This window comes from Dethiosulfatarculus sandiegensis (assembly GCF_000931935.2).
GTDB classification, from domain to species: Bacteria; Desulfobacterota; Desulfarculia; order Desulfarculales; family Desulfarculaceae; genus Dethiosulfatarculus; species Dethiosulfatarculus sandiegensis.
The window spans coordinates 1-16,887 of the sequence record NZ_AZAC01000003.1 but is presented as its reverse complement, the minus strand read 5'-3'; the positions used below and the strand labels follow the sequence as shown (position 1 = coordinate 16,887).

Annotated in this window: 11 protein-coding genes; 7 read left to right on the top strand and 4 right to left on the bottom strand. The window is 52.9% G+C overall.

Annotated elements, in window-relative coordinates; translation table 11 throughout:
• Positions 1–121: 121 nt before the first annotated feature.
• From X474_RS03045 to X474_RS03030, 4 genes are all read right to left on the bottom strand, one after another.
• Positions 122–3,247: an efflux RND transporter permease subunit gene (locus X474_RS03045; protein WP_044346683.1), complete on the bottom strand. Its 3,126-nt coding sequence runs from the start codon at positions 3,245–3,247 to the stop codon at positions 122–124.
• An 11-nt stretch (positions 3,248–3,258) separates the two neighbouring features.
• Complete coding sequence (locus tag X474_RS03040; RefSeq protein ID WP_044346682.1) at positions 3,259–4,464, bottom strand: efflux RND transporter periplasmic adaptor subunit; 1,206 nt, start codon at positions 4,462–4,464, stop codon at positions 3,259–3,261.
• A 76-nt stretch (positions 4,465–4,540) separates the two neighbouring features.
• Positions 4,541–6,037, bottom strand: a complete 1,497-nt coding sequence (locus X474_RS03035) for an efflux transporter outer membrane subunit (protein WP_044346680.1) — start codon at positions 6,035–6,037, stop codon at positions 4,541–4,543.
• Positions 6,038–6,195: 158 nt separating this feature from the next.
• Complete coding sequence (locus tag X474_RS03030) at positions 6,196–6,942, bottom strand: potassium channel family protein (protein WP_052514791.1); 747 nt, start codon at positions 6,940–6,942, stop codon at positions 6,196–6,198.
• 419 nt (positions 6,943–7,361) lie between these two features.
• Between X474_RS03030 and X474_RS03025 the strand changes: the two genes are divergently transcribed.
• The 7 genes from X474_RS03025 to X474_RS02995 all read left to right on the top strand — a co-directional run.
• On the top strand, positions 7,362–7,988 hold the full coding sequence (locus X474_RS03025) for a TetR/AcrR family transcriptional regulator (RefSeq protein WP_044346678.1): 627 nt from the start codon (positions 7,362–7,364) through the stop codon (positions 7,986–7,988).
• A gap of 2 nt (positions 7,989–7,990) precedes the next feature.
• Positions 7,991–9,043, top strand: a complete 1,053-nt coding sequence (locus X474_RS03020) for an efflux RND transporter periplasmic adaptor subunit (RefSeq protein WP_044346677.1) — start codon at positions 7,991–7,993, stop codon at positions 9,041–9,043.
• A 108-nt stretch (positions 9,044–9,151) separates the two neighbouring features.
• The gene (locus tag X474_RS03015) at positions 9,152–12,250 is read left to right on the top strand and encodes an efflux RND transporter permease subunit (RefSeq protein ID WP_044346676.1); all 3,099 of its coding nucleotides are present in this window, start codon (positions 9,152–9,154) and stop codon (positions 12,248–12,250) included.
• A gap of 740 nt (positions 12,251–12,990) precedes the next feature.
• Complete coding sequence (locus X474_RS03005) at positions 12,991–13,821, top strand: MBL fold metallo-hydrolase (protein ID WP_044346674.1); 831 nt, start codon at positions 12,991–12,993, stop codon at positions 13,819–13,821.
• 250 nt (positions 13,822–14,071) lie between these two features.
• Positions 14,072–15,880 carry a translation elongation factor 4 gene (gene lepA / locus X474_RS03000; RefSeq protein ID WP_044346673.1) on the top strand — a complete coding sequence of 603 codons (1,809 nt, stop codon included), beginning with the start codon at positions 14,072–14,074 and terminating at the stop codon, positions 15,878–15,880.
• A gap of 405 nt (positions 15,881–16,285) precedes the next feature.
• Positions 16,286–16,456 carry an OadG family protein gene (locus X474_RS25455; RefSeq protein WP_082464105.1) on the top strand — a complete coding sequence of 57 codons (171 nt, stop codon included), beginning with the start codon at positions 16,286–16,288 and terminating at the stop codon, positions 16,454–16,456.
• The coding region (locus tag X474_RS02995; protein ID WP_044346903.1) for a sodium ion-translocating decarboxylase subunit beta at positions 16,453–16,887 on the top strand (435 nt) is incomplete at its 3' end. The genes X474_RS25455 and X474_RS02995, both read left to right, overlap by 4 nt.

Genomic DNA, 16,887 nt, shown 5'->3' with positions numbered 1-16,887 from the left:
TTCAAACAGCCTTAACATTTCATTGCACTATAACCTTCGGAAATTTTTCAAACCAGGCCACAAAAAGGCGGGGGCCTTGGCATTGGCCCCCGCGCATAAAGACGAATTTTTAGTTTATCTTTCAGGCCTTCTTGGCCTGGCTCTTTTTCTTGCGTTTTTCACCCAGGTTCTGGAATATCACATAAATGGGCGGCACCAAAACCACGCCCACAAAGGTCGCGGCCAGCATTCCGCCGAGCACCGCGGTGCCCAAGGCCTGCCTGGCCCCTGCCCCGGCGCCGTCGGCCACCACCAGGGGAAAGACGCCGAGCACAAAAGAAAGGGCTGTCATTAAAATGGGCCTGAAACGCAGGCGAGAGGCATGCAGGGCCGCATCAATGGTGCTCATGCCCTGGTCATGGGCATCCCGGGCAAACTCCACGATCAAAATGGCGTTTTTAGAGGCCAGGGCCACCAGAAGCACCAGACCGATCTGGGTGTAGACATTGTTGTCCATCTCCCTGGCCATGATGGCTGCAAAGGCACCAAAGACCGCTATGGGCACAGCCAGGATAACCGGCATGGGGATTTTCCAGCTTTCATACTGGGCAGCCAGCACCAGATACACAAAGACTACCGCCAAGAGGAATATAAGCCCGGTATCTCCCGTGGCCTGGGTTTCCTGATACGACAGGCCGGTCCACTCAAAGCCCATGGTATTGGGAAGCTTCTGCCCTGCCATGTTCTCCATTATCTGCAAGGCCTGGCCGGAGCTGTAGCCCGGAGCGGCCGAGCCCATTATGGCTGCCGTGGTGTACATGTTGTAACGGCTGATAACCTCGGCCCCAAAGTTGTTCTTGAGCTGGACCAAGGTGCCCAGGGGCACCATGGCACCCTTATTTGTCCGCACCTCCAGCTTGCGAATATCCTTTGGTTCGGCCCTGAATTTTGACTGGGCCTGGACATTGACCTGATAGGTGCGGCCAAACAGGTTGAAATCATTGACATAGGCAGACCCCAAAAAGGCCTGCATGGTGTTAAAGACCTCGCTCAAGGGAATATCTAGGGTCTTGACCTTGCTGCGATCCACTTCCACAAACAGCTGGGGCACATTGGAGCGAAAACCGGTGTACATGCCGACCAAGCCCCCTTGAGCGCCGCCGTCCCTTATCATCTCGTCCGCCACCTGCTGCAACTGGTTCAGACCCTGGCCGCCCCTGTCCTGAAGCTGCATCTGGAAACCGCCCGCGTTGCCAAGTCCGGGTAAAGCCGGGGTGAGGAAGGCAAAGATAATGGCCTCCTGAATGGCGTAAAACCCTTTGCGCAGATTCCCCAAAATAGAATACTGGTTGGTCTCCGGAGTGTTCCTTTCATCCCAGGGTTTGAAGACGACCACATTGGAACCCATATTGGAACTTACGGTCCCGTTTAACAGGGAATACCCGCTGATGGCTATGTTGTAGGCAATACCGGGGGTTTTCTCTATGATGTCGTTTACCTTCTGGATGGTGTCATAGGTGCGCTCCTGGGAAGCTCCGTCGGGCAACTGGGTGTTGACCATCATGTAGCCCTGGTCTTCTTCAGGCACAAAGGCGGTGGGGGTGGAGATCATGCCCAGATAAGCCGCAGCTGAAACACCGGCAAATACCAGCACCGAGATAATAAGCCTCCGCACCCCCTGGTTCACCATCGCCATATAAACCTTGGTGGCTCCCTCAAACCCACGGTTGAACCCCCTGAAGAAAAAGTTCCTTTTTTCAGGAGCCTTTCTAAGTATCAGGGCGCAGAGAGCCGGGCTCAAGGTAAGGGCGTTTATGGAGCTGAAAACAGTGGTGGCGGCAATGGTAAGGGCGAATTGTTTGTAAAGCACGCCTGTCATGCCGCCCATAAAGGCAGTGGGGATAAAAACCGCCAAGAGAACCAAAGTTGTGGCTATAACCGGTCCGGTAACCTCTTCCATGGCCTTTATGGTGGCCTCTTTGGGGCTTAAGCCGGTCTCTTCGATATTCCTGGCCGCATTCTCAACCACCACAATGGCATCGTCAACCACAATGCCGATGGCAAGCACCAACCCGAATAATGTTAGGGTGTTGATGCTGAACCCCAGTACATTCATGATCAAAAAGGTTCCGATCAAGGATACCGGAATGGTGATCGCCGGGATAAAGGTTGCTCTCACATCCTGCAGGAAGATATAGACCGTGAGCACCACCAGTAAAGCGGCTATAAAAAGGGTCTCCACAATCTCCTTGATCGAGGCGTTGACCACGTCCGAAGCATCATAGGCCACCACATATTCCAGGCCCTGGGGAAACCTTTTTTTCAATTCCTCCATGGCGGCCCGGCAGTTTTTCGAGACAGCCAGCACATTGGCCCCGGGCCTTTGGTTGACCATGATAAGTGAAGCCGGTTTTTTATTGAGCTGGACCTCCACGTCGTAACTTTTAGCCCCCAACTCAACCGTGGCCACATCCTTGACCCTGGTGAACCTTCCCCCCTCGCCGGTTTTCACCACAATATTGCCGAATTCATTGGGATCGGTGAGGCGCCCCTTGACATTTACGGTGTATTGAAAACTCTGGCCCTTTGGGGCCGGGGGCTTGCCTATGGTCCCCGCCGCAACCTGAACGTTCTGCTCGCTGATGGCAGAGACCACATCAGAGGTGGTGAGCCCGCGAGCATCCATGGCCTCCGGGTCCAGCCACACCCTCATGCTGTAGGCGTCCGCACCCATCACCTGGACATCACCGACACCGTCCACCCTGGAGAGTACGTCCCTGATATGCAAGGTGGCATAGTTGCTCAAATACACATCATTGAGCTTGCCGTCTTTGGAAAGCAGGTTGATCATAAGGGCAAAGTCGGGCGAGGTCTTTTTGGTGGTCACCCCTAGGCGTTTCACCTCCTCCGGCAGAGAGGAAAGAGCCACAGCCACCCGGTTCTGCACTAAAACCGTCGCCATATCCAGGTCTGTACCGGTATCAAAGGTGACGGTCAGAACGTAGCTGCCGTTGCTGGCGCTGCTGGATGACATGTAGATCATGCCTTCCACGCCGTTGACCTCCTGCTCTATGGGAGCAGCTACGGTCTTGGCCACTACGTCTGCGTTGGCTCCGGGATAATTGGCCATAACCTTCACCGTGGGCGGGGCTATGTTGGGATACTGGGCCACCGGCAGATTCATAAGAGTAACCGCTCCGGCGATTACAATAACGATTGAGATCACCGCCGCGAAGATGGGCCGATTGATGAAAAACTTGGAAAACATCGCAAGCTCACTTATTTAGTGGAAGAGGCGGGTTTGGACTTTGCCTTGGCCTGGGACTTTTTCTTTTCCTGCGCTTCGGTCTGGGGGTTAACCTTTATTCCCGGCCTGACCCGCAAAAGCCCATTTACCACAACTTTTTCCTTGGGCTTAAGTCCCTTGTCAATCAGCCGTAAACCGTCCGGCTCCAGTGCTCCCACCTCCACCGAGCGATATTCAACCTGGTTTTTGTCATCAACTACATAAAGGTATTTGCCCCTTTGGTCTGTCCCCAGGGCCACATCAGGCACCAGGACGGCATTCCCCCTGGTTTCTATAGCCAACCTAAGACGAACAAAATATCCAGGCACCAACCTCCCCTCGGAATTGGGAAATACGGCCCTCACCTGGATAGTGCCTGTGGCTGCGTCAACCTGGTTGTCAATGTAATCTATTGAACCTCTATAGGAAAATTCATCGCTTTCGGCCGTAGCCAAAAAGATGGTCCCTCTTTCTTCGGCTGTTTGTTGACGGTTTTTGTTCTCACGAGCCATTCTTTGATAATAGAGAATATCCTGCTCACTGACATTGAAATAGGCGTATATGGGGTCAATCTTTACGATATTGCTTAATTTTGTGGTCTCCCCCGCGCCCACCAGGTTGCCCACATCCACCAGGCTCCGGGAGATTCGACCGTCAATGGGAGAATTTATGGAGGTGTAGCCCAAATCTATTTGGGCAGCTTCCACAGCCGCCTCCGCAGCCTGTATGCTGGCCTCGGCCTTGGCCTTTTCAGCCTTGGCCTGAATCACCTCCACCTCGCTCACCGCCTTGGCTTTAAAGGCCCGGGCCTTTCTGGTCAAGGTGGCCTCGGCCAGGCTCAGCTCCGCCTTGGCAGTGGCCAGATCGGCCTTGGCCTGATTGACCTTGGCCTGAAAAGGCTTGGGGTCTATCTTGAAGAGCAGTTGTCCCCGGCTCACCTTGGCGCTGGGCTCAAAGGCTATTTTTTCCAGATAACCTTCCACCCTGGCCCTGATATCCACCGACTCCAGGGCAACCGTATTGCCTGTGTATTCAGCCCAGACCTTAACCGTGCGCTGAGCAGGCTCGCTCACCGTAACGGTCGGTGGCGGCGGGGCCTGGTATTTATTCTCCTGCCCTTTACAGCCAACCAATAAAAGACCAATGGTCAAGGCAGGTATAACCCCTTTTGCAACTGACTTGTCAAACAGGCTTAGCATGAATCGCCTCTCTTGTTGCCCGACCGGGAAAGACACGTTCCCGGTTCTTTAAATTTTGCATCTTTTAAAAACCGGCTCAGGATGCTGATTTGCCCCCTGCTTTGCCGTCTTGAGCCTTTTGTTCTGTCTCTTCCTTTTTTTTGGGCTCACTGTCCACTGGTTGCCAGCCCCCGCCCAGAGCCTTGTAGAGCTGCACCAGATTAGCAGCCGTATCACCTTGGGCAGCGGCATACTCATTGGCATAGGAGAACAAAGACCTCTGGGCATCGAGAACGCTCTGAAAATCCTTGAGCCCGTCTTTATAAAGCCCCACTGAAAGTTCGAGAGTGCGACGGGAAGCCTGCACCGTGCGTTTAAGCGCCTCAACCCTGATCCTGGCCTGAACATAGGAGGTGAGAGCGTCTTCCACTTCCCCCAAGGCCTTGAGCACAGTCTGTTCATAGGTGTAAAGAGCCTGTTCGGTCACCGCGTCCTGCGCCCTTATCTGGGCCCGGATGCGGTCCCCCTGAAACAGGTTCCAGGAAAATGCCGGTCCAAAGGAATAAAGCCCGCTGCCCGACTTGAACAAATCACCGGCATCGGTGGCAGCCACCCCAAAGGCGCCGGTTATGGTGAAGCTGGGGTACAGATCCGCAGTGGCTACGCCTATTCGGGCAGTCTCGGCGGCCAGGCTCCTCTCAGCCTGTCTGATATCCGGCCTTCGGCGCAAGAGATCGGCAGGCATGCCCAGCTTCACCTCGGCCGGAAGCTTTGGTATGGGTTTAAACGCTTTAAGTTCCGCTTTCAGGGCTCCGGGCTGTTTGCCCAATAAAAGAGCCAGGGCATGCACCGACTGGTAATAATCGATTTTAAATGGAGGCAGTTCGGCCTCTGAGCTGGCCAGTACACTCTCTGCCTGGGCCACGTCCAAAGATGTCGCCAGACCAGTGTCCAGCCGGGTCTTGGTAAGCTTCAGGACTTTCTTTTGGGATCTAATGTTCTCCTGGGCAGTATAAAAGCGGGCCTGGGCCGTACGCGCGGCAAAATAGGTGCGGGCCACATCTGCATAAAGGGTGAGCATAACGTCGTTTCTGTCTTCGGTGGTGGCCTGGTAGTCGGCCTTGGCCGCCTCGATGGACCTTCTGATGCGGCCGAACAGATCTATTTCCCAAGAGGCGTCCAACTGGCCCAGAAGCCGATCCTGAGTGACCCCGCCCGGGGCAATGTCATATTCACTTCCCCTTTGCCTGGTGGCGCTGCCCGATGCATCCAGGGTGGGCAACATTTCTCCGGTGGCCACGCCCAATTGGGCCCTGGCCTGCTTGACTCTGGCCATTGCGGTCATAAGATCCAGGTTTCCCTTGGCCGCTCTTTCAATCAGGCTGGTGAGCAAGGGGTCATCAAACACCGTCCACCAGGTTCTGATCTGGGCTTCTCCCGGCTTTACCGCCGGGTCTTCTATCTCCTGCCAGGCCGACGGCATCTCCGGTTTGGGAGCCACATAGTCCGGTCCCACAGCGGCGCAACCCCCTAAAAAAAAGGCCATCGCCAAGGCGGGCAGAAAAATCAAGCCTCTGGTCTTGTTTACAAGCATCTTTTGATTTCTTTTCTTTTGAATTGAAAAAACAGTCGATCTTGTTTTTTCAACAGGTGGTTATTTAATAAATCTTAAAGATTTTTTGAATAGTAATCCGTACTGGCGGAATATTTCTTGAAAAAAAACTTTTGCACCCAGAGACCAGATTAGCAAAATCATTTTTTCATGTCTATAGCCGGGCTGTCTTCCGCAGCCGGGTTATTTGGTTTTTCAGGCGCGGTTTTATCGGAATCACTGGATTTGGCGTGCAAGCCCACCAAACGGGCAACCAGGACCACCATGTAGAACTGGCCCAGAACCGCTTCCAAAAGGGCCATGGAGCGGGCTGGATTACTTAACGGAGTAATATCACCATAACCAAGAGTGGTTATGGTCACATAACTGAAGTAAAAAAGTTCGCTGTATCTGGAGCTGTCGATAATGTGGGCACTTGCCCGTTCAGGCAGTTTAAAAGATCCGGGCCAAGTAAATTCAATCAAAAGATAAATTAGTCCCCAGATAATCCCCATAAGCAAAAAAACATTTAAAGCCCCACAGATAACGTTAAAAGTAACCCGGTTTCGGCTGATCACCTCTTTGAGCAATGACCCTGCTATGAGCAGTAAAAAACCAAGGAACATGGATGCCGCTATGGTCTCGGCATCAAACCTTCCCAGGTGAATAGCGTAGGTGTGGCTGATTATGCCCATTACCAGCAAAGCAAGAGCCAGCCAAAATCGGCTTTTAGTATTAATGATGGAATAAGCCGCGGTTACAAAAATAACCAGAAAAAAGAAATCAAAAATATAGGTTATACCTGGGAAGACCTGGTTAACCAGGGGATAGCAAAAAAAATAAAAAAGAAGAGAAAACAGAAGGCTTTGCTGCCTGGCTTTGGCCCTGTAAAGGTTAAACAGAATCATATACCTCTTAAAGTTATCTGTTTATAATCCTAAGGATGAATATAACACGGTATTTTCCAAAGATGACATTTTTCCTTTGCAGGTAATCTTTATATTTCCTTAAGCAACCAACCGAACAGGGAGAGCCGGTCTTCACCGGCCTGTCGCTTTCCGCACCAATAACCAGACATGACCGCCGTTTTTCATGCCGGTCATCTTTAGACTCAACCCTAAAAATCCCAACCGGCAGAGCCCCTTGGACAGGTTTCCATCATTTTTCAAACCAAATCCATAACACCCGTAACCAAAAGGAAAACCCGGTCGACTTGCATAACAAATCCGTAACGTGGCGATACTTGACAAGCCATGGGTGCAGGCATATCTTCAAGATACCCGACCGACTGGTCGGTCGGAACGCCTGAAACGGAGAATCTCAGCTTATGCAAGAGACACAAACGGAAAATACAAGAGATAAAAAACGCGAACAGATTCTGGAGTCCGCCGCCCTGGTTTTCAGCCAAAAGGGCTACCGCTTAACCCGCATGAACGACATAGCGCAAAAAGCTGATATGGGCAAAAGCACCTTATATGAATACTTTACCAGCAAGTCAGATCTATTCATGGCTGTGTTTGGATGGCTCAAAACCCGCTACCAGGTCACTGCCGACGGCTTTGCCTTAAACGGAAAATCCGCTCAGGAAAATCTTTCAAACCTGATCCAGGGTTGGGTGGCTTCCCTGGTCGATATGGATGTGCATTACCAACTTATAATGGAATTCTGGGCAGCAACCGCATCTTCTGAGGTAAAAGATCAGCTTAAACAGGCATTTGCCGATATTTACCAGACCTACCGTGAAGTAATCCTCAAGGTTATTGAAATCGGCATGAAGAGGGGCGAGTTGAAAGAAGACTTGGACCCGGAAGCAGTTTCAGCTGGGGTTATCGGGGCCTTGGACGGAATATTTCTCCAGGCCTGGTTCAAGCCGGAAATGGACCCCACTAAGATCTCAAACCACTACATCACGACTTTGATACAGGGTCTTTCCGCCGACCCACATAGGAGCTGAAAATGATTTTAAATTTTAAGAAGGTTGCCTGCCTTGTCCTTGTACTGGCCGCCTTTGCCGCTTCCGGATGCAAGGAAAAGCCAAACGAGGCAGAGGCCCGGGCATCTGAGGTCAAAACCAGGGCGGTTAAGGTCAGTGTAATGAAGATCAATCCCGCCCCTATGCGGGACATACTGACCCTACCCGGCGGCACAGAGGCCATCAATGATGTCCGTCTGGCGGCCGAGACAGACGGCACAGTGGAATGGATCGGCCCTTCCGAGGGTGATTCTGTAGAAAAAGACCAATTAATAGCCAAGGTCGATGTCAAGGCCCTGCAGACGGTTCTGCAAAGGGCGCAGGCGGATTACAAGCTCAAGCAGGACCTGGCCAAAAGAAGAGAACTTCTGCACAAAAAAAAGGCCATACCCCAGGAGGACCTGGACCGGATCCTCACCGAGCGCCTGGTAGCCAAACAGGCCCTGGTTGAAGCCAGGGTCCGCTATGAACAGGGGCGCATCAAATCCCCGCTCAAAGGCAGGGTCAACCATCTCTATGTGGATCAGGGGGAGTTTGTGGGCAGGGGGGACCCTGTGGCAGACATAGTGGATCTCGAAAAGGTCAAGATCAACCTGAATGTGCCGGAACTGGATGTGCGTTTTATCCAGCCGGGCGAACCCGCCCTGATCACCATAGACGCCTACCCGGAACGCAAATGGATGGGCAAGGTGGAGTTCGTGGCTTTCAAGGCCGACCCGGCCACCAAGACCTTCAGGGTGAGGGTGTTGGTGGAGAATAAAGATCGGGCCATAAGGCCCGGCATGATTGCCAGGGCCTCCTTGGAGCGTCGTTTCATCAAAGACGCCCTTGCCATACCCATGTTCGCGGTTCTGGATAAGGGCGGCGAGCGGGTGATCTTTGTGGAAAAAGACGGGGTGGCCCAGGCCAGGGCCATTGAGATCGGGGTTATCGGGCAAGATCGCATCCAGATCACCAAGGGAATCAACCCCGGAGAAAACCTGATAATCAGCGGCCAAAACGAAGTTGAGCAAGGCATGGCGGTTACAGTTCAGTGACAACTGCCTTGGCATTTTGGAAAAGCTCAAGAAACTGAATATCCATTTTTATTGTGCCGGTAATTCCGCTTCTGGCGTGAAAAGCTTTTTTGAACGGGAATTTTAAACATGATTATCAATCGCATGGCCCTTAACCGCCAGGTTGCGGTCATAGTGCTGATCTTTATCATCATCGCAGCCGGGCTTTTCAGCTATCAGACCCTGCCCCGGGAAAACGAGCCCGACATAACCATCCCCTATGTGTTCGTGACCACGGAATACGAAGGCGTGGCGCCGGCCGATGTGGAAAAACTCTTGACCATCCCCCTGGAGCGCAAACTGAAAGGCGTTTCAGACGTGGAAGATATAAGGAGCGTCTCTGCCGAGGGGCTCTCTTTTATCGCCATCAAGTTTCTGCCCACCATTGATATTGACGATGCCGTGCAAAAGGTGCGGGACAAGGTGGATCAGGCCAAAAGGGACTTGCCGAACGATCTGCCTCAGGACCCCACCATCATGGAAGCGAATTTCTCCGACCGCCCCATTGTACAGGTGGTGCTCTCAGGCCCCTTCAGCCTTAAAAGGCTCAAGGTCTTTGCCGAGGAAGTCCAAGACGCGGTCGAGTCAATACCCGGAGTCCTGGAGGCGGAGATCATAGGTGGCCTGGAAAGGGAAATCCATGTGCTCTTTGACCTGGACCGGGTCGGGGCCTATAACGTGCCCTTCAGCAGCCTGGTCCAGTCCGTGCGAAACGCCAACGTAAACATGCCCGGCGGGTCCATGGATATCGGCCGGGCAAAATACCTGGTTCGGGTGCCAGAGGATTACAAGAATCCGGCGGAGATCAACTCCATTGTGGCCTTTGTGCGGGGGGGCAAGCCGGTTTATCTAAGGGATGTGGCCATTATAAAGGACCATTACAAGGACCCGGTCACCAAAAGCCGTCTGAACCGGGAAAAAGCCGTCACCCTTTTGGTGAAGAAAAGAAGCGGCGAAAACATAGTGCGCATTGTGGATGATGTGAGAGAGGCGATCAAAGATCTCAAAGAAAAGCTCCCGCCGGCGTTGAGGATAGACCTCACTTCAGACGCCTCCGAAGACGTGCGCATCATGATAGCCGACCTGGAAAACAATATCTTAAGCGGCCTGTTTCTGGTCCTGGCCGTGGTCTTGATCTTTATCGGCGGCAGGTCCTCGCTCTTTGTGGCCATGGCGATTCCCATGTCCATGCTGATCACCTTCTCCCTGTTAAAGGCCCTGGACATAACCCTGAACATGGTGGTGCTCTTTGCCCTGATTCTGGCCCTGGGCATGCTGGTGGACAACGGCATTGTGATAGTGGAAAACATCTACAGGCACATGCAGGAGGGCAAATCAAGGCTTCAGGCGGCCAGGGACGGCACCGACGAAGTGGCCTGGCCGGTGATAACCTCCACCATAACCACCCTGGGGGCCTTTTTCCCCATGCTCTTCTGGCCCGGCATCATGGGTGAGTTCATGGGTTTTCTACCTAAAACCCTTATACTTGCGCTCACCTCTTCCTTGTTCGTAGCCCTGGTTATCAACCCGGTGCTCTCGGCCAAATTTCAGACCACCGCCAAAAGCCGCGGCCTGGAAGACGAAACAGAACAAAACCTGCCTTTTTTGAAAAGAATCTATCTGGCGGTTCTGACCTGGTCCCTGAAGCACAGGTTCTTGATTGTATTATCGGCCTTTGTGCTCCTCATAGGCTCAGGCTGGGCCTATGTCCAGTTCGGACAAGGGGTGGAGTTTTTCCCTGAAGTGGAGCCTGGACGGGCCATTGTGACCATAAAGGCCCCTGAAGGCACCAACCTCGAAGCCAGCGACGCCTTTGTAAAGCAAGTTGAAAAGGCCGTGGCCGATTATCCCGACATCCGTTATGTGATCAGTCAGGTGGGATCAGTGGGAGGAGACCCCTTTTCCTCGGGCGGAACCGGCACCCATCTAAGCAGGATCACACTTGACTTCAAGGAAATCCATGAACGCTCCCGCCCATCCTCCGAGATGCTGGTGGAGATTAGAAACCGTCTATTAAATACGATCAAGGGTGCGGAAGTGCGGGTGGAAGAGGAAGAAGAAGGGCCGCCCACCGGACCGCCGGTGAATATCGAGATCACCGGCAAGGACATAAGGGTGTTGGGTGAATTGGCGCACAAGGTGCGCAAAACCATTAAGGACATGCCCGGCCTGGTGGACTTGAAAGACAACTTTGTGAAGTCAAAGCCCGAGATCATGGTAAACGTGGACAAGGAAAAGACCGCGCTCATGGGGCTGGACACCTATACCGTGGCCTACACCGTAAAAAGCGCGGTCGGCGGGACCAAGGTGGGGGTCTACCGGGAGGGCAAGGATGAATACGACATCATAGCCAGGCTGCCGGAGAAAGACCGTCGCTCCATGGAGAGTGTGCGCCGCATCACTGTATCGGGCCCGGGCGGCGAGCCCATCCCCCTGACCACCCTGGCCAGGGTCAGGCTTTCAAGCGGCCTGGGCGCCATCAACCGCCTGGACCAAAAAAGGGTGGTGGTGGTTTCAGCCGATGTATCAGGGGTCAATGCCAACGCCATGATCGGACGCATAGATCAGCGCCTTAGAAAAATGGATTGGCCAAGGGGCTATTCCTACAAATTCACCGGTGAGCAAAAAGAACAGAAAAAATCCTCCGAGTTCTTGAGCAAGGCCTTTATCGCGGCACTGTTCATTATTTTCCTGGTGTTGGTAACCCAGTTCAACTCGGCGATCACCCCCTTTATCATCCTCACCTCTGTGGCGCTTTCATTGATAGGGGTTTTCTTGGGGCTGTTGATCACCCGGACCGCCTTTGGGGTGATCATGACCGGGGTTGGGGTGATAAGCCTGGCCGGAGTGGTGGTCAACAACGCAATTGTGCTGATTGATTACTTCAACCAGCTCAAAGACAGGGGCATGGATGCCACCCAGGCCCTTATCAAGGCCGGTCTGGTTCGTTTCCGTCCGGTGATGCTCACGGCCATAACCACAATACTGGGGCTTTTGCCCATGGCCACCGCGGTGAGTTTCGACTTCACCAATTTCAAGTGGGATATTGGCGGAGAGTCGGCCCAGTGGTGGGGTTCCATGGCCATAGCCGTAATCTTTGGCCTGGCTGTGGCCACCATGTTGACCCTGGTGGTGGTGCCGGTTCTGTGCTCTTTGGCCGAACGCCTTACAAACAGAAAGAAAAGATAAACCTTAAGGCCGGTAAGCCCGCAAGGGTTTACCGGCCTTAAGGCATCCCCCCCAAAAGCCCTATGCCGCGCCAACTCGCCTTTCGCCTATTACTTTAGTTCAAACCTTCTCCCATTCAGGCAACAGACCTTAACCAAACCGGAATTCATCAGGCCTGAACCAAGGGCCCCAGTATTCGAACTGTTTAAATTATCATGGCGTAAGCCCCACTCAATCAATATGCTTTATAACTGAAACCTGCACCAAAGGCGTGGTTATGTTCAAAAAACCCTTTACCTTTGGCTTTGTTTATTTATATTCTGGGCACCGGCGGCCTTGACCACCGCCCCCACAAGAAAAGGCAATTTCCGGCAGGAGCACCTTTCAGGACGGAAAAAAAGATTCTTTTAAAAAAACCGAATTCAGGCCTGTAATCGGGAAAAGCATTATCAAAGTCCAGGCTGGAAACGCGGCTTCCGGGATTTTCAAAAAAGGTAAGAATTGATCCGGTCCGGTATCTTATTTTAAGCTGGTCTTGGAAGAAAAAAGACACCCCGGCCCAAGGCAATGAAAGAAACAAAAAAAGATATAATTCTCCGACCGGATTTTTTTGTGATGCCAAGCGACGCCAGAGGGGCTGACGATCAATTTAATTAAGGGTGATGATACTCTCAAAGTTATTAACTGAAAGGGCCCCTCAAGGAAGACCTCAGACGGGAGGCTTTCGGGCCCTCTAGCCAAAAGGGAAAGGTAACCTTCGGATGCTCGTCAGGTTCTGGGGAACGCGCGGCTCAGTGGCCGTGCCGGGGGCCGACACCCTGCGTTACGGCGGCAACACCACCTGCGTGGAAGTCCTTAACCGAGAGAACAAGCGCCTTATCATAGATGCAGGCACCGGCATCCGCCTTTTGGGCAATAAAATGATGCAGGAGCCATTGCCTCACGAAGTTCTTTTGTTCATAACCCATCTGCATTGGGACCATCTGAACGGGTTCCCGTTTTTCGCCCCCCTTTACACCAAAGATGTCAAGGTCAGGGTCGGGGGATGGCACATAGCCCTGGAAGGCCTTTCCGTACTCTTTGATTCCAGCCAGGGTTCCGGGCACTTTCCGGTAAGTCTGGAGGATATAGCCCCGAGCATGGAAAAGTGCCCCCTTCTCTCCAGCCGGGATTTCACTCTGGGCAGCCTCAAGGCTGAAACCACTTTTTTAAACCACCCCCAAGGCTGTCTGGGGTTGCGCCTGACCGAGCAGAATAAATCTCTGGCCTTTATCACTGATAATGAACTGGTGGAGCCAGGTTCCATAAGTTATAAACACACCCTTGATTTTTGCCGGGGAGCCGATGTGTTGGTGCATGATGCTCAATACCTGCCCGAGGACATGGAATTTCGTAAGGGTTACGGCCATTCGGATTGGCAGACCGTGGTTAAGCTGGCCAAGGAAGCAAAGATAAACAGGCTGATATTGACCCACCACGATCCGGACCGAACCGACCATCAGGTGGAGGCCCTGGTAAACCAGGCCAGATACGAGGCAGGGGCATCCCTTTCCGTGGAAGCGGCCTTTGAAGGGTTGACCGTTAGGCTGTAAAATATCCAAGCGACATCTCCCTTTGAGATTCCGTTAAAGGGAGCCCGGGCGGCAAGTCCCTGTTCCAGGCCCTTTTCCCGCTGCCCCCGGTCCAAATTGATTTCAAGCGAAAGTTAGCAGTTAAGAGGGATTTGACGAATGAAACCCGCCGGGTTATGCTCACTATCTGGCGGACTTCCACCGGAAATAAATTTAAACATTTCCGGCTTGGCAAGTACGGCTAAAAGTTTTATTAGGAGGCTTCATTTCGGTGCCAAAACAGGAACATATAAGAAACTTCAGCATTATTGCCCATATTGACCACGGCAAGTCCACCCTTGCCGACCGGCTGATTCAGATCTGTGGCGTGGTGAGCCAAAGAGATTTCCAGAACCAATTTCTGGATAACCTCTACCTGGAAAGGGAAAGAGGCATCACCATAAAAAGCCAGGCCATCACCCTGCCCTATACCGCGGAGGACGGCCAGACATACCACCTGAACCTGATCGACACTCCCGGGCATGTGGACTTTTCCTATGAAGTTTCCCGGGCCCTGAACTCCTGCGAAGGAGTGCTTTTGGTGGTTGACGCCTCCCAGGGAGTCGAGGCTCAAACCCTGGCCAACCTTTATCTGGCCATGGAGCACGACCTCAATATCATCCCGGTGATCAACAAAATAGATCTGCCGAGCGCCGATGTCGAGGAAGCCAGACGCCAGATAACCGAAGATCTGGGCCTGGACGGTGACGAGGCCATCGCCATATCAGCCAAGGACAACATCAACATCCCGGCTGTGTTGGAAGCAATTGTCAAAGAGCTGCCGCCTCCAGTCGGAGACAGTGACGAGAAGCTTCAGGCTCTCATTTTTGACGCCCAATACGATCCCTACAGAGGCACGGTTATTTACATTCGCATCAAGGAAGGAACCTTGAAGCCGGGTGAACATATCCGCTTCATGCACACCGAGCAGGAATACAAGGTGGAGGAAGTAGGGCTCTTTGGCGCGAAAAGGGAAGCCAAGCCTCAACTAACGGCCGGTGAAGTGGGTTATGTCATAGCAGGCGTGAAAAACGTGGCCGACACCAAGGTGGGCGACACCATAACCCATCAGAAACAACCGGCCGACAAGCCCCTGCCCGGTTTCACCGAGATCAAGCCGGTGGTGTTTTCCTCCATCTATCCTGTTTCCACCGATGATTATCCCGAGCTGGCCGATGCCATCGACAAACTGATGCTGAACGATGCCTCCCTTACCGCGGCCAAGGACTCATCCGGCGCATTGGGTTTTGGTTTCCGTTGCGGCTTTTTGGGGCTGTTGCATCTTGAGGTGGTGCAGGAAAGGCTGGAACGTGAGTTTGGTTTGAGCCTCATTCTGACGGTTCCCAGCGTGCGTTACCGCATATACACCAATGACGGTGAAAAAATGGAGGTTGAGAACCCGTCCTATTACCCGGACCCCTCCACCATTGACTATTGCGAAGAGCCCTATATCAGGGCCAGCATTATGATGCCGGAGCGCTACATCGGCTCGGTGATGACCCTTTGCCTGGAGCGCCGGGGCGAAAACTCCAACATGACCTACCCCTCTCCTGGCAGGGTTGATTTAAGCTTTGAGCTGCCCCTGGCAGAGGTGATCTACGATTTTTATGACAAGCTTAAAACAGTAACTCAGGGTTATGGTTCTTTTGACTATGACATTATAGGATACCGCCGAACCGATCTGGCCAGGCTCGATATCCTGGTTAACAGCGAAAGGGTGGACGCTCTCTCCAGCCTGGTGCACAAGGAGCGGGCCAGACCCAGGGCCTTGCACGCCGTGAAAAAACTGAGAGACACTATACCCAGGCAACAGTTCAAAATCGCCATACAGGGGGCTATCGGGTCTACCATCATAGCCCGCAGCACCATCGGCGCTTTTCGCAAGGACGTCACCTCCAAATGCTATGGCGGTGACATCAGCCGGAAACGAAAACTTTTGGAAAAACAAAAGGCAGGCAAAAAGCGCATGAAGTTGGTCGGGAACGTGCCCATACCGCAGAAGGCCTTCTTGGCGGTACTGCAAAGCGATACTGATGAATAGGCCTTTTAAAGCCAAGCGATCAGAACTATATCCTTAAACACTCCGGAACAAGTTGTGGGGCCTTATTCCGGGCCAGGGGGAACCAGCCAGGCAGCCTTAAAAGGGTTGCCTGGACGCCCCGGGTTTACCCGACGCCGCTTAAGACACGGACCAGGCAAAGCCCCCCTTTTCGCGGGACTCCTGAACCCCGTCAAAGGATCATGACAGAATTTATTAGGTTTTCGCTGAAATTCTGTTATCAAGGGTCCCCCATTTGCCCTATGGTTTACCTTTTAAACGCAGGGCTTTTAGCTTGACACCAAGGGGCCGCCTCCCTAGACTTGGGAGGTCACTTTATAGCTAATATATAGCTAAGACAACGGGGTTGGCTTAAACCCCGCATAATTCTCAGGGAGGGTTATATCTATGGAACCGGTAAATTGGGGCCATGCATTCCAGATCGTTCTGGGTGGAGTGGTTGCGGTTTTTGTCATTATGACCCTGCTGGCATTGTCCACCCATTTCATGGGCAAGCTGGTTCAGGGATATGAAAAGCGTAAAAAAGAAAAGGCCAAGACCGAGGAGGCCGAATCATGAACTTCATCAGCTATCACGAAGGCGTGCTTAAAATATTGAACGTGCAGGTGGGGTTTGCCAACCTGGACCTGGCCCATGTGATCATGATCCTGGTGGGACTCGGCTTTGTGGCGCTGGCCATTTTAAAGGAGTGGGAGCCATACGAGCTTCTGCCCATCGGAACCGGCATGATTCTCGCCAACCTGCCCCTGGCGGGGCTCACCACCCAACCCGCTCCGGGCATGGCCGACGGCATGGCCGGAGTTTTGGGCATCATCCTGAAATACGGCCTCTACACCTGGACCATACTGCCCCAGTTCATTTTCTTTGGCATCGGCGCGCTCACGGACTTCAGCCCGCTGATAGCCAATCCCAGGGCATTTCTGCTTGGCGCGGCCGCCCAGGTAGGCATCTATTGCAGCTTTTTAGGGGCCCTGGCTGTGGGCCTGTTT